The sequence below is a fragment of the Radiobacillus kanasensis genome (genome assembly GCF_021049245.1).
Classification (GTDB): Bacteria; Bacillota; Bacilli; order Bacillales; family Amphibacillaceae; genus Radiobacillus; species Radiobacillus kanasensis.
In genome coordinates this window covers 643,099-657,650 of sequence record NZ_CP088020.1, presented here as the reverse complement: position 1 = coordinate 657,650, position 14,552 = coordinate 643,099, and the positions used below count along the sequence as shown (strand labels likewise).

The following is a 14,552-nucleotide window of genomic DNA, read 5'->3' as shown; positions in this document are numbered from 1 at the left end:
ATTGGCCTTCAAATTCATTTATTGGCGTTTATTTTTGTTTATCGGCGTTTACTAAATTGTTTCGTTATTTTTAAATCATTTTTTATTTGACCTATTCCATTAACTAAAGGAGGCTGCTATGCTATGGACCTAATGATAAGACCTTTTCAAGAAAGTGATTTCCCACGAATAGTAGAACTAATCATGGAAGAAAAATGGACCAACCTCGTCAGCAAACAAGACCAATATTTATCCGCTTTACTTACCTCCAATCCTACTCTTGTTGCAACAGTGAATGAGACAGTTGTGGGATATATTCGGGGTTTAACAGATCAACACATTAGCTTGTACATATGTGAGCTTCTCGTTGATCAAGCATATAGAAAATATGGTATCGGAAAAGAATTAATAGAAAAAGCACATGACTTGTACCCAGCTACTCGAGTGGAGCTCCTTGCTTCTTCCACTTCTCACACATATTATGAGCAGCAAAAGTATCGTCCTTTTTATGGATATCGTAAAGCAGCGGAAGAGATGTAGGAAAAAAGGTCATTGTGGTGAGGAAGGTAGGTCAAATACTTTCGGAGATAAAATAGCATACAATTCTCATTACAAAATGACAGCGCAAATAACACACAAAGGATTGGATTACCTAATGGTTTTCCGTATAGTATTGTCTCTTTATTTATATTTTCTTCTTCATCAAGAACTATATGTTGATTTAGGATTTTTTCTTCTGATTAGCTCATCTATTATCCAAAAGAATAATGCTGTAATCGAAGCAGACAAACTAGCTGCATTAACCTCTGTTCCAAACAACGAAAATTGTTCATCCATTGGAGCTATAAAACCGAACAATACACCAAAAAATAAGTGGACAATGAATGCAGTTAATGTACGAGCGATTCCCGTTAATTGCTTGCATACATAGTCTGATAAAAATGTGACAGGAACCCCATACAGTAATATAAAAGGTGCTAAAAATAGACTAAACGCTCCTGACATCGTAATTAAATCAAAAGGTCTATTCCATTCACCAAAGAAAAATGCAAAGATAAACATTAGTGAAATAGGAGTCGCTAATATAGTTGTAATAACTTTTCTCTTTACCATCAATCTCCCCCTCCCTATAAATACCCCTTGTTCTTCAACAAAAGTACCCTTTACTTCAATAAGAAAGATACAATTTCCTTCTTGAGTAACGCCCCCATCCGTTCACTAAGATTAAACGGAGACTGCATCATTCTTTCTAAAGAAATTTGTTAAAACGAAAACAACTCCATAAAACAATGACACCAGCAATGAATAAGACCCGTAACTTAGATCGAATAACATATTGCCACCAAAGACTGGCGTGGTAAAAATCAGGTAAAAAGGATACTGTAATGCGGCTATTGAATTTAAAATAACATGCTCAAACATAGCGTGTTCAAATGTTGTGATTACAAATACTAGTAGACCTGATATGACTCCTACTAATGCAAATACCTTCAACTTCTTACTTCCTTTTTTAGAGTACATAAGTAACAAGAGCATAAAAAATAAAGTTACTAGCAAGTGGAAAACATTTACATCCAAATCCGGATGCTTGATCGCAGGCATCAAATTCACGGAAAAAGCCAAAAAGTAAGAGCCTATTAAAAATATTAAGAATTTATCATTCATGCTACCTCCCCCTTTGTCGAACCCTTTCTTATTTCGTAAGCTACCTACCATTTTAAGTACAACTGCTCACAGTCTAATTTTAACATTAAATTCCAATAACTCTATACATATTAAAAAGGAACGGCAACATTAATATGACCGATCCTTTTCTTTTGCTAATTCTTCTAATACTATTATTTTAAAAAACTCATCCGATGGCAGATATAGTGAAAATTCACGGAAAAGACCAAATCAATGCGATTTGGTCTTACATATTTCTATACAATTTCGTATTTTTCCCCTGCAACGCATTTTCTTAATGTGATGAAAGGATCTTTTCTTAAGACTGTGGAACAGCAGATATTCTCCTCAACAAGGACCATGAGATGACATACAGAAAGGCACCTATCCCAAACAATACAAGGTAATGACTAACTTCCGATTGGAATATAACGACTTCTCCCAGCTCTATTAATTCTCCGCTGGCAATAGCAACGGCGTTTAATAGAGCGAATACACCAAGTGTTAAAAAACCACCTACTATACCAAATTTGTAAAAAATAAGTCCTAGAATGAAGAGTGTTGCAATAAAGAAGAAATTCAAATAGAAGTCTATTCCAAATCGGTAAAGCCAAACGTCTTCTTGTCCCATAAGAGCAGTTGGATGCATAATTTGGAGGTTATCCAATTTTAAGATATCCATAACAAGCATACTAAGTGAATGGACTACATTCGTAATAAACGCTGCAATGATGGAGTAACCTAACATAAACATTCCGATGGATACAAAATAGCTACTTCGTGTTCCACCCATTTTAATTGTGAAGGGCAGGCTTTCTTTTATAATTTTGAAACCAGCAACCCCTGAGAAAGTATACACAGGAATCGAGATTGTTAGATAAGCTTCCCAAAAGTCCGGCATGGTGGTTGCCATGATAAGAGAAACAACTACTATACTCATTAGGATCATCCAGAATATTGTAAATTGCTTTCTCATATCCGTTACATAAAAATATAACATCGCCTTCAATTGTTTACTCATGTACTCCCTCTCCTTTGCGAGCTGTCAGATGAATCATTAGGTCTTGGATCGACACCCCTTCCTTTACTAGTGGAGCACCTACTTGAACATCCTTATTGTCATCCATAATAACGGCTGTTGACATACCAGCTAGCGATTTTTGATGAATGACTTGTTTGTTATGAACAAAACTTTCAACCGATTTAGTAGGTCCTGTAATAGAATAGCAGCGTTCTCTTAGTGAATCCGTATCTTCCTGTAGCTTTAATTTTCCATCCTCAAAAATTAGAACCTCTTCAAACAGGGAACTAACTTCGTCGATCAAGTGTGTAGAAAAAATAATTAATCGCTTCTCATTTTCATACTCCTCCATCAATAGTTCATAGAAGCGAGAACGGGCTGCAGCATCTAACCCAATATACGGTTCATCAAACATCGTAATTGGCGCCTTGCTCGCTAATCCTACGATGATTCCTAAAGCGGACTCCATCCCTTTAGAAAGAGCCTTTACTTTCATACCCTTTGTTAAGTGAAATTCCTCCATCAATCTTTCCGCCAAGGATTGGTCCCAGTTCGGATAAAACAACGAGGAAATAACAAGGACATTTTTAATGCTTAAATCCTTTTTAAAGTTTTGTCCTTCTCGAATGAAACAAATCGATTCCGTTAATTTCCTATTTTCAAACGGACGTTGTCCGTCAATCAGGATTTCACCTTCGTTCGGTAAAATGAGTCCAGTTAAAAGTTCCATGAAGGTTGTCTTTCCCGCACCATTTCGACCTAACAACCCGTAAATTTTCGGTTCTTCTAAAGCAAAACTAACTGAATTCAATGCAAGCTTCTCTTTATACTGCTTCGTAAGCTGTTTTACTTCAATCTTCACTGATTTCCCCTCCTTTTTGGATCATATCCAATAGTTCTGTTTCCGTAATTTGTAATTTCTTTGCTTCATCCCTTAATGGGATAACGTAGCTTTTGAAAAAGGAATCCTTCCGTTTTTGTATTAAAATGGACCTTGCATCCTCTGTCACAAACATGCCGACACCCCTCCGTTTCACCAAGATCCCCTCATCTACCAATTCATTCACTCCTTTGGCAGCAGTGGCTGGATTTATCTTAAAGAAGCTTGCAAATTCGTTCGTTGATGGAACTCGCTCTCCTGTTCCAATCGCTTCACTAATAATGGAGTCTTCTATATGTTCTTTGATTTGATGATATATTGGTCGATTATCATCTAACGAATGCTTCACCTAAACATCACCACCCATTTGGTTCATTACTTATGTAACTAACTATAAAACCAATGAACATTACTGTCAATCTTTTTTATAAAAAATTTTTCCATAAAAAAAACTGAGCATACACGCTCAGTTTTTCTAGGAAGTGGCTTGATAGACGACTCTGTCCCTACCACTAATTTGTATGTCATAGCCCTCACCTTTGGTCGAGATCACAATATGGCCTGCTTTCGCAGTAGAGTAAATGTTCGCTCTCACCTGGTGTAGGTTATTAATTACTGTGTCTACAGGATGCCCAAAAGGATTGTTACGTCCGTAGGATAAAATCGCGATTTCCGGACTAATATGCTGGAGAAAATGCAAGGAGCTTGCTGTATCTGACCCATGGTGAGCAACTTTTAAAACTTCTATATCAGACGGAATTTTCTTTATTAGCTTCCGTTCCTGCTCTTTTTCCACATCTCCCATTAACAAAAAGTCTGTTTCTTGATAGCGGAGTAAGATGACAATGGACGATTCATTATTCGTTCGAAACTCCTGAAACGTATTCAAAATTTGGACAGAGATATCTTTTCCTAAGTCTACTTTTGTATTTTTTTTGGCAATATCTACTGGAAGATCCTTGTTATTCAAAACTTGGACATATTTTTGATACGTTTCGGTGTAGTATAACTTTCCACTGTCGATTACTTTTTTCACGTCAACCTTTCGTAACACATCGACTAATCCACCAATATGATCAAAGTCGGGATGAGTGGATATGACTAAATCTAAGCTTGCAATATCATTATCTTTTAAGTATTGTACTACTGTTTTACCTGCCGAAGGTCTTCCTCCATCGATAAGTACTTTTTTGCCGTTTGGAGCTTCAATCAAAATACTATCCCCTTGACCGACGTCCAAGAAGTGAACCTTGAGTTGGCCCATTGATTGGACTACAGTCGAAGCTACTTCTTGTTGATATTCTTCCGGAGAAGCTTGCATCGCAGAGACAGGCGCACGGGGAATGAAAAGAAGAACAATGGAAACCATGATAAAGGAAAGCTTGCTCTTTTCACTCATGGAAAAATCCCCTTTCTACTTCTGTGTAGCTAGCAATAAGTTAGTTTCTCCAAAATTACATAGCTTATGATTACACACAAAAAGGTGCCCCCATTAAGGGAACACCTTTTCATTATTTGCTATTCGTTACAATGATGTCGTTGTTTTCTAGGGTAATCGTAATGTTTCGAACCTCATCCTCTTCTAGGATAAGATCTGTAATGGCGTCTTCCACTTTTTCTTGAATAACGCGACGTAATGGACGAGCACCGAATCTTGGGTCATAGCCTTTTTCTGCAAGATATTTTCTTGCTTCATCACTTACGGTGATTGTCATGCCTTCGTCCTCTAGGTTTGTAGCCAGCTCTTGGATCATTAGATCTACAATTTGTAGAAGATCCTCTTGTTTCAACTCATTAAATGGAATAATGGCATCAAAACGGTTTAAGAACTCTGGTTTGAAGTATCCACTTAAAGACTCTAAAGTGGATACTGCTTCATTATTATCCTTCTCAAAGCCTACTGTAATTGGCTTATAGCCTGTGCCAGCGTTACTCGTCATGATGATAACTGTTTCTTTAAAGCTGACTCTTCTACCATGGCTGTCGGTTAAATGACCGTCCTCCATAATTTGCAAGAACATGTTTTGCACATCTGGGTGTGCTTTCTCAATCTCATCAAGCAAGATTAGGCTGTATGGGTTGCGTCTAATTTTTTCTGTTAATTGACCCGCTTCCTCGTGTCCTACGTATCCTGGCGGGGATCCGATAATTTTAGATACTGAATGTTTTTCCATATACTCACTCATGTCGAGACGGATTAAGGAATCCTTTGTTCCAAAAAGCTCTTCCGCTAATACTTTGGTAAGCTCTGTTTTTCCGACACCAGTTGGTCCAACAAACAAGAATGTACCGATTGGACGGTGTTTTGATTTTAAACCGGCACGACTACGTCTAATTGCTTTCGCAACCTTTTGAACAGCCGTTTCTTGTCCGATTACTTTTTGAGATAGATTAGCACCGATGTTTTTCATTTTTTCTTGCTCACCGGCATGAATTTTGCGGACAGGGATACCCGTTTTCTCTTCAATGATTAATTGGATATCCTCTAGCGTTACTTCCGCTCTAGGACTATCTGTTGCTTCTTTTATTTTCTTTTCTAGCATGATTTCTTGATGTCTTAAGTTCGCTGCTTCTTCATAGTTTTCTTTTTCTGCAGCTTCTTCCTTCGCTTTCGCAACTTCGCTAAGCTGTTGCTCTAATAATGTAATATCTTGCTCCGAATTTTCTAGGTTTAATTTTGAACCAGATTCATCCATTAAATCAATTGCTTTATCTGGTAGGAAACGATCTTGGATGTAACGTTTAGAAAGTGTCACAGCCGCTTTAATTGCTTCCTCCGTATAGGTTACTTGGTGATATTGCTCGTATTTCTCTTTCAAACCATTTAGGATTTGAATGGCTTCGTCAACCGTTGGCTCTTTTACTGTTATCGGTTGGAAACGACGCTCTAACGCTGCGTCTTTTTCGATTTTGCGATATTCAGCAAGCGTTGTTGCTCCGATAAGCTGGAGCTCTCCTCTAGCAAGAGCAGGCTTCAGAATATTTCCTGCATCCATTTGAGAGCTTTCTGCCGTTCCAGCTCCAACTAATAGGTGAATTTCGTCCACGAATAAAATAACGTTTTTACGACGCTGCAGTTCAGAAATTAACTTTTTCATTCTCTCTTCAAATTGGCCGCGTATTCCTGTATTCGCCACAAGGGAAGCTACATCTAACAAATACACTTCCTTGTTTTTAAGCTTTGCAGGAACATCGCCCTCGACAATTTTTGTCGCTAATCCTTCAGCAATAGCCGTTTTCCCAACCCCTGGCTCCCCAATCAGAACTGGGTTGTTTTTGTTACGACGGTTCAACGTCTCGATGACACGTTTTACTTCATTTTGTCTACCAATGACTGGATCAATAAGACCTGCTTTGGCAGCATTCGTAAGGTTACGACCTAACTCGTCCAACAAGCCTCCACCTTTATTTCCTCGTTGTTGATTTGCACCTTGTTGTTGGTTGGCTTGAAAACCTGATTTCCCAAAAAAGTCTTGGAAAAAGGAATCAGACGAATTTGGCTGAAAAGCCCCAGCAGGACTTTTACTATATTGTTCTTTCATTTGTTCCAAGCAAGTATCACAAAGTTGTAAGTTTTGATATTGGTTATTAAAACGAAGGGTAACATTAACATTTGCTTCTCGAACACCACAATTTTGACATTGCATATTCGCATCCTCCTTCTACTTTTAAAAATTGGAATAGATCAAATTTGACTTTGACTATATTTGACCTTTAACCACATTATAGTTTGACTTTTTTTGACTTTCAAGTTTTCTGTTTTATTTTTTTACGAAAAATTTTCCCAGTACCTTTCCTAATATTCTTAGATATAAAAAACTAGGCTACCCAACCATTATTGGATAGCCTAGTTTTGTGATTTAATTTAGCTTGGACTAACGATGGGAATCGGAATAAGAACAATAACAAGGGCGATAAGTAACACCCATAGCCATTCCTTTTTGGTCATTCTCCTTCTCCCCCTGTACCCCTTTTTTTCCCATCTTATCATAGATATTAGTTAAAATGTTTTAAAGTTGTACAAATTCTTTTTCCCGTAATTCAACCCTGCGAATTTTTCCAGAAGATGTTTTTGGTAGCTCTTCAATGAATTCTACTTTTCTTGGATATTTGTAAGGGGCTGTTAGACTTTTAACGTGATCCTGTAATTCTTTGACCAATGTATCACTCGCTTGGCTCAAATCTTTTAGGACAATAAAAGCTTTTACAACATTCCCTCGAACTTCATCTGGGCTCGCGACTACAGCACACTCTTTTACAGCTGGGTGTTTCACTAAAGCATCCTCTACTTCAAATGGTCCAATTGTATAGCCGGAGCTAACGATAATATCATCACTTCTTCCTTCAAACCAGAAATAGCCTTCCTCATCCATTCTTGCTTGGTCGCCTGTGACATAGTAGTTGCCTCTCTGAGATTTTGCCGTACGTTCTAAATCCTTATAATACTCCTTAAACAGTGCAGGTGTATCTAACGGAATCGCGATATCTCCAACCACCCCAACTGAAACCGGCAAGCCAATCTCGTCAATAATTTGCACGTCATTCCCTGGAGTTGGTTTCCCCATTGAACCTGGTTTTACCTCCATGTCCTTCATAACCCCTAGAAGAAGGGTATTTTCTGTTTGACCATACCCATCTCTTACGGTGACGTCAAAATAACGCTGGAATGTATCAATTACCTCTCTATTCAATGGTTCTCCAGCTGAAACCGCACTATGCAATGCAGGTAACTTGTATTTGTTTATGTTGTCGACTTTGGCCATTAAGCGATATTCTGTTGGGGTACAGCAGAGAACATTGATTTTATAATCCTCTAGTAATCCGAGATAAATATTAGGATCAAACCGTCCATTATAGACAAAACCGGTTGAGCCAGAGCCTAACACAGACAGGAATGGACTCCACACCCATTTTTGCCAGCCGGGTGCAGCGGTCGCCCAAACGACATCCTTTTCTTTAATGCCTAGCCAGTTCTTCGACGCTGTTTTCAAGTGGGCAAATCCCCAACCATGCGTATGGACGACCCCTTTTGGATTTCCTGTCGTCCCAGATGTATAAGGAAGAAAAGCAATATCATCACGGGATGTATGAACTATTTCGAACTGCTCTGGAGCTTCTGCCGCTAATCCATCTAGGTCATGCCAGCCATCGACTGGCTGACCAACGGAAAACTTAGTAAGCTTTTCGTACTCTTCTAATCCTTTATATTGACTAACATAAGGATAGAAGCTTACTACTCCTTGTACTTCCCCATGTGTCACACGGTATTGTAAATCCTTCGTACGTAGCATTTCTGAACTCGGGATAATAATGATCCCTGATTTTAATGCCGCTAAATAGACTTGATAGGAAGCAATATACCTTGGCATCATCACCAAGATTTTATCTCCTTTTTTCAATCCTTTTGCCGCAAACACATTCGCTATTTGATTTGCTCCTTGGATAAGCTTCTCATACGTAATCGTCTCTGAGTTCCCTTGATCGTCTGTCCAAATAATGGCCTGCCTCGTTGGGTTCTCTTTCGCATAAAAATCCATTTCCATCGCAATATTGTATTGTTCCGGTGCAATTAACTCTTCTTTCCTCACGGTTTCACCTCATTTAGTAGTTAGTACTAATTTCTAGTCATTATATCAGATGTCAAACTGTGAAAGAAAGGGAATCGACTTAACTTGTCAGAAAAATCTAAAATTGTATGCGCTTCAAAAAAGGAAGAAAGCTCTGGCATATCACTCATGCCAGAGCTTTCTCTCACAATGAAAATAGGGGTTTTGGAACTAGGTTCTTCATCAGCAAGTAGTCTAAACTTTTAAACGTGTAGCCTTGTTTGCGAAGGTCATCGATCATATGAGCTAGCGCGTCCGCATTATCCTTTGAAACGGTATGAAGCAGAATAATCGCTCCAGGGTGCACCTGTTTGAGTACTTGATTGTATGATTTTTGCCAGCCACCTTGGGCATCGGTATTCCAATCAACAAACGCAAGGGACCAAAACATGTTCAAGTATCCAAATTCGTTTGCCCATTTCAAGGTTTGATTACTAAACGTTCCTCTTGGCGGACGCAGATATTTCATGGAATCTTGCTTTGTTATATCTGCGACAGCTTGTTCCAGCTCTTCTAGTTCTTTTTTCATTTTTCCTTTACTTAACTTAGTGAAGTCCGGATGATGGTAGGAGTGGTTTCCGATGATGTGACCTTCCTTAACCATTCGTTTCACGAGCTTTTCTCTACTGTCCACATAATGTCCAGTCACGAAAAAAGTAGCTGGAACTCCCTTCTCCTTAAGGACGTCAAGAATTTGACCAGTGTAGCCTTTTTCATATCCATTATCGAAGGTTAAGTACACGACTTTTTCTCCAGAAGGATCAATGTAGAAGCCCTTCCCTTGCAGCATTTGTGCGTATTTTCCTACATCTGGTGGTTGATGATTATTCCCTTTTTTAAACCCCCATCCATACGAATTTGCGCTTATCGATAGCGGGAATGCAAATAAGCAAATAGTTAACATGAGAAACATGATTTTTTTCATTTTAAAATCCCCTTACCTCTTTTTTTCTTATTTTTTGATAAGGGAACAAAAATATGCAAACTATAAAATGGTTAAGAACAAAAGCGGAAGCGCTCGTTTAGCGACGTACGGACTGGACTGAGCCGTAGGAGATAAAGGAAACACGGCGACCTTAGGGAGCCGATGTTGACTTATCGTACGAAGGTGAGGGAAGTCTCGCTAGTCGCTGGGCGCTGGAGCTGGACGTGGCTATTGTAGTATGTTTGTCCACACCAGGCAAATTTTATATTTCCTGATAACCAAAAAAAAGCAATCGGTAAAAAGCTACCGATTGTTTTCCAGACCTTTATATTATTGCGACCAGAATGTATATCTTATTCGCGGAGGGGAAAATCTGTTTACTTCACTATATGCACGAGAAGGTTGTCTCATACATAATCTTACTTCAATTTATCCTCCATTTTGCTTATAATGTTTAACAACTGATCCACATCGTCTAAAGATGTTTGATCGGGATTCATTGTATCTAACTTCTCTAAAAATCGAGAAAGATAGCTCTTTAATTCCACTAATTTGTCATCGGTTTGATTCATGTTATCGCTCCTTTTTCCATAGTCTATCCTATTGGAATTGTGAACATATGTAAAGAAAAGTGGCAAATCAAGCCTACTTACTCAGGCTGAGCCCTAGTTTTTCAATTTGGAGGTAGTTATTATGAACTTTTTTGATAGTCCTTTTTTCAAACACCCCGTCACACAAATAGCAATTGGTGTCATCTTTACGGTTATACTAGTTCTAGTTTTAAGAAGAATCATTCACTCCCTTTTTAAGCGAACAGATTTCATATCTGAGAAAAAAGAGAAAACGATTGAATCCATGGTAAACTCCATCGTTCAATATGCCGCAACTTTCGGACTTATTGTGTACGTTCTTTATGTGTTTGATATAGAAGTTGGAAAGATTTTAGCAGGGGCTGGTGTATTAGGTTTAATTATCGGGTTTGGTGCACAAAACCTAGTGAAAGACTGGCTAGCTGGTATTTTTCTTCTTTATGAAAAGCAGCTACAGCAAGGTGATTGGATCAAAGTTAATAACCTGTATTCGGGTATTGTTGAAGACGTGGGTCTTCGTTCTATCAAGATTCGTCAATGGTCAGGGGAATTACTCATTTTAAGTAATGGCCAAATTCAAACGGTACAAAATTATAATTTCGATAAGATGCGTGTGATTGAACAAGTAACCGTAAGTTTTTACGAGGATCCAAGACGGATATTTTCCGTATTAGAAGATGCCTGTGAGCGTCTCAATCAAGAGCTTCATGAGTTCTTAAAAAAAGATTTAACAGGAAAGCCGGTTGAACCTTTCCAAATTTACGGTATGACAGCATTAAATGATCAATACCGTGGCTACCAATATGCGGTGATTGGATTGTGTGATGATCTAGTCTATTGGACAGCAGCAAAAGAGACACGCCGAATTTTAGCGGAAACGATGTACGACCACAAGATCCAAATGGCTGAACAGCATATTGAGTACCGCCCAAAGGAGCAAAGAGAAACGTGAGCCCAAATCTGGACTCACGTTTTGTTTTTATTTTAAATTAAAGGAAAATGATAAGTGATCTTGAATCGGAATCCATGCTCCAATTCCTTGCTTCGTTACATTTTTAATCACGATTTTCTTCTTGGATCCTTTCAATTTTAAATACACTTCACCGAATGTCACTTTCCCTTTTTCACTCACAGCAGGTGCATACGCATCTAACTGTCCGATTTTCTTCATCGGAACGGAATAAGAATTCTCTTTTTTTGTATCTTTTCCGACCACTGTGTGGAATGACAATGGTAATTCAATGTTCTTCTTCGCATCTAAAATCATCATTCGCTTAATCTGGTCTGGTTTGTCAATCTTGGCTGTTAATCCGCCTTTTACGTGTTTTTCTTCTTGTTGATTATAGCTCATTGTTTCTTGCTTCTTTCCACCAAGATTATTCACTTCATTTGTATTAACTTTCTGATACTCCCAATTAATATTGGACTCTGTTGATTCATAATGAAGTGGCCAGTGACCTAAATAGACCATACCTCGGTACCCAAACGCAATAGGGGACGGGTCAAGCGAGGTCTCATTCAACATTTTAATGAGATCTGGATTTTGTATTTTTACTTCTGCTTCTTCAATTAGTTCTTTAACGAGTTCACTCGGTTCTAGCGTAACCTCGTCCTTTGTGGAATTCGGATACGTATTTTCTTTAGAAATATTTAAAACATGGCTCGGTAATTCTTTGTTCTCTTTATCCTTAGGCTTTTCCTCTTTAGCTCCAACTGAAAATGGAACTAAAACAGTGACGAACAGCGCTACTATTGCTATCAAAAGTTTCTGTTTCATGCGTCCCAATCCTTTCAATTATTTTACCTTATTATTTTCGCCAGGTTCGTAAGTTATGCAGGCTATTTATTCCTTTCGTCCTTTAGAATCTTTCCAAGCTTAACGGAGTATGACAATTTTCTAGCATTGATAAAGCCAGGATTGACCTTTTTCATGGAACGTATTAAATTGGAACTACTGTGTGTAAGGAGGAAATTTTATGGAGATCAAAAGTGTTCGCTTCTGGATACTTATTAGCTTGGTAACCATATCCGGATTTTCACAAGGAATGTTATTGCCATTATTAGCGATTATTTTGGAGCAAAATGGAGTGTCCTCCTCCGTCAATGGCCTTCATGCTACGGGATTATACATAGGGGTGTTAATAGCATCTCCTTTCATGGAAAAACCGATGCAAAAGCTAGGCTATAAACCGATTATTTTAATTGGCGGGGCTTTGGTCGTTATATCTCTTGCTGTATTTCCACTTTGGCAGGCGTTATGGTTCTGGTTTATTTTACGGATCTTGATTGGAATAGGGGATCACATGCTCCACTTCGGTACCCAAACTTGGATCACAACCACATCCGCTGCCGAGAAACGGGGACGCAACATCGCCTTTTACGGACTGTTTTTTAGTCTTGGCTTCGCGATTGGTCCAACGACGACACAATTGTTAAAAATAAATGAAAGCTTACCTTTTATTCTTTCATCTATATTATGCTTTTCCGTTTGGATCCTTATGTTTTTTGTTCGAAATGAATGGACGAAAGAAGAGGAAACGATTGATACAACTGGAACAAAAACTTCTTTAGGTCGATTTTGGAAAGCGTGGAAGCTTGCTTGGGTCGCACTGCTCCCACCGTTCGCTTACGGAGTTTTAGAGTCCACTTTAAATGGAATTTTCCCAATTTACGGGTTACGTCTTGGTCATGATGTAAGCATGCTCTCGATTATCCTGCCTTGTTTTGCTGCAGCTAGTATGATTACGCAAATTCCATTGGGCATCTTAAGTGATAAGATTGGCCGCAAAAAGCTATTATTGTTCGTTATTGGCGGCGGGATTTTGACCTTTTATATAGCTGCTTTTGTAGAAAACTCAGCAGTTGGGTTACTCATCACCTTTTCCCTTGCCGGGATGCTTGTTGGTTCTGTGTACTCGCTTGGAATTTCTTATATGACCGATCTATTACCAAAAACACTGCTTCCAGCTGGAAATATCATGTGTGGAATTGCTTTTAGCATTGGCAGTATTTCCGGTCCTTATTTAGGTGGCTTATACATCGATTTAATGCCAAACTCATCTTTTTTCTATGTGATCATGGCATTGCTGTTAATCGTGTTTATTGCTATAGCAGTCAAAAAAGCCGACAATCCATCTACCATTCCCATCGAAGCCCATTAAAAGAAGCTCCTACCACTATCCGGAAGGAGCTTCTCTTTTTACAGATATCGACTGAATCGTTTTTCCAGTCTCTCTTGAAATATTGCTATGATTGAACATACGGGCCAATAAATCAAAGCGACCAGAACCATCATGGTCATTTGATCAAACGTTCTTCCTCCAACAATTTGAGCTTTCTGAAATAGCTCAGGAACCGTAATGACGGCTGCAAGAGAAGTCGCCTTTACGATATCCAAAAAAACATTTGTTAACGGGGGAATTGCAATTCTGGTCGCCTGGGGTAAAATGATGGACTTCAATGTTGTCCAGTACTTAAACCCTAACGCACGAGCTGATTCCCACTGACCACTTGGCACACTATTCAAAGCTGCCCTGTTAATCTCTGCTATATAGGCTGCGCTATTTAAACCAAATCCAAGAGTGGCAGCTACAAATCCCGATAACTCAATTCCAACGTAAGGAAGACCCACATATAAAATAAATAAAAACACGAGAATCGGCGTCCCGCGCATGAAAGAGATATACACTCTAGCAGGCCAGCGAAAAAAGAAATATTGCGAGTGTCTCCCTAAGGCTAGGAACAGGCCTAACAGAAGACCCATTCCCATCGAAAGAAACGAAATAGCAAGTGTTAACGGGAGACCCGACAACAAGAAGGGTAAACTCTCCCATGCAAGCTTTACATCAAAAAATCCTCCGAATGTTAGATTTTCGAATATCTTCAT

Annotated in this window: 15 protein-coding genes; 3 read left to right on the top strand and 12 right to left on the bottom strand. The window is 38.7% G+C overall.

Features of this window, described 5'->3' with window-relative positions; all coding sequences use genetic code 11:
- Positions 1–123 precede the first annotated feature (123 nt).
- Positions 124–519, top strand: coding sequence for a GNAT family N-acetyltransferase (locus tag KO561_RS03420; protein WP_231095754.1), 396 nt, complete (start codon positions 124–126; stop codon positions 517–519).
- A gap of 162 nt (positions 520–681) precedes the next feature.
- Here the strand turns inward: KO561_RS03420 and KO561_RS03415 are convergent, their stop codons facing one another.
- From KO561_RS03415 to KO561_RS03370, 10 genes are all read right to left on the bottom strand, one after another.
- Positions 682–1,092, bottom strand: coding sequence for a hypothetical protein (locus KO561_RS03415; RefSeq protein WP_231095753.1), 411 nt, complete (start codon positions 1,090–1,092; stop codon positions 682–684).
- 111 nt (positions 1,093–1,203) lie between these two features.
- Positions 1,204–1,644, bottom strand: a complete 441-nt coding sequence (locus tag KO561_RS03410) for a hypothetical protein (protein ID WP_231095752.1) — start codon at positions 1,642–1,644, stop codon at positions 1,204–1,206.
- Between the two features lie 319 nt (positions 1,645–1,963).
- Complete coding sequence (locus KO561_RS03405; protein WP_231095751.1) at positions 1,964–2,665, bottom strand: hypothetical protein; 702 nt, start codon at positions 2,663–2,665, stop codon at positions 1,964–1,966.
- The gene (locus KO561_RS03400) at positions 2,658–3,527 is read right to left on the bottom strand and encodes an ABC transporter ATP-binding protein (protein ID WP_231095750.1); all 870 of its coding nucleotides are present in this window, start codon (positions 3,525–3,527) and stop codon (positions 2,658–2,660) included. Before KO561_RS03400 ends, KO561_RS03405 begins: the two co-directional genes overlap by 8 nt.
- On the bottom strand, positions 3,517–3,894 hold the full coding sequence (locus tag KO561_RS03395; RefSeq protein ID WP_231095749.1) for a GntR family transcriptional regulator: 378 nt from the start codon (positions 3,892–3,894) through the stop codon (positions 3,517–3,519). The genes KO561_RS03400 and KO561_RS03395 overlap by 11 nt, the downstream gene beginning before the upstream one ends.
- Before the next feature lie 126 nt (positions 3,895–4,020).
- Complete coding sequence (locus KO561_RS03390; RefSeq protein WP_231095748.1) at positions 4,021–4,944, bottom strand: ComEC/Rec2 family competence protein; 924 nt, start codon at positions 4,942–4,944, stop codon at positions 4,021–4,023.
- A 112-nt stretch (positions 4,945–5,056) separates the two neighbouring features.
- The gene (locus KO561_RS03385) at positions 5,057–7,192 is read right to left on the bottom strand and encodes an ATP-dependent Clp protease ATP-binding subunit (RefSeq protein WP_231095747.1); all 2,136 of its coding nucleotides are present in this window, start codon (positions 7,190–7,192) and stop codon (positions 5,057–5,059) included.
- A gap of 363 nt (positions 7,193–7,555) precedes the next feature.
- On the bottom strand, positions 7,556–9,133 hold the full coding sequence (mbcS, locus tag KO561_RS03380; protein WP_231095746.1) for an acyl-CoA synthetase MbcS: 1,578 nt from the start codon (positions 9,131–9,133) through the stop codon (positions 7,556–7,558).
- Between the two features lie 163 nt (positions 9,134–9,296).
- Entirely contained in the window at positions 9,297–10,076 is a 780-nt protein-coding gene (gene pdaA / locus KO561_RS03375) for a delta-lactam-biosynthetic de-N-acetylase (RefSeq protein ID WP_231095745.1), read from the bottom strand.
- Between the two features lie 419 nt (positions 10,077–10,495).
- On the bottom strand, positions 10,496–10,648 hold the full coding sequence (locus KO561_RS03370) for an SE1561 family protein (protein WP_231095744.1): 153 nt from the start codon (positions 10,646–10,648) through the stop codon (positions 10,496–10,498).
- Between the two features lie 121 nt (positions 10,649–10,769).
- Here KO561_RS03370 and KO561_RS03365 point away from each other — a divergent pair, with 121 nt between their 5' ends.
- Positions 10,770–11,618 carry a mechanosensitive ion channel family protein gene (locus KO561_RS03365; RefSeq protein ID WP_231095743.1) on the top strand — a complete coding sequence of 283 codons (849 nt, stop codon included), beginning with the start codon at positions 10,770–10,772 and terminating at the stop codon, positions 11,616–11,618.
- 27 nt (positions 11,619–11,645) lie between these two features.
- On the opposite strand, the gene KO561_RS03360 is transcribed toward KO561_RS03365, so the two are convergent.
- The gene (locus KO561_RS03360; RefSeq protein WP_231095742.1) at positions 11,646–12,443 is read right to left on the bottom strand and encodes a YfkD famly protein; all 798 of its coding nucleotides are present in this window, start codon (positions 12,441–12,443) and stop codon (positions 11,646–11,648) included.
- A gap of 199 nt (positions 12,444–12,642) precedes the next feature.
- On the opposite strand from KO561_RS03360, the gene KO561_RS03355 reads away from it, so the two are divergent.
- Complete coding sequence (locus KO561_RS03355) at positions 12,643–13,827, top strand: MFS transporter (protein WP_231095741.1); 1,185 nt, start codon at positions 12,643–12,645, stop codon at positions 13,825–13,827.
- 38 nt (positions 13,828–13,865) lie between these two features.
- Here the strand turns inward: KO561_RS03355 and KO561_RS03350 are convergent, their stop codons facing one another.
- Positions 13,866–14,552 carry an amino acid ABC transporter permease gene (locus KO561_RS03350; protein ID WP_231095740.1) on the bottom strand — a complete coding sequence of 229 codons (687 nt, stop codon included), beginning with the start codon at positions 14,550–14,552 and terminating at the stop codon, positions 13,866–13,868.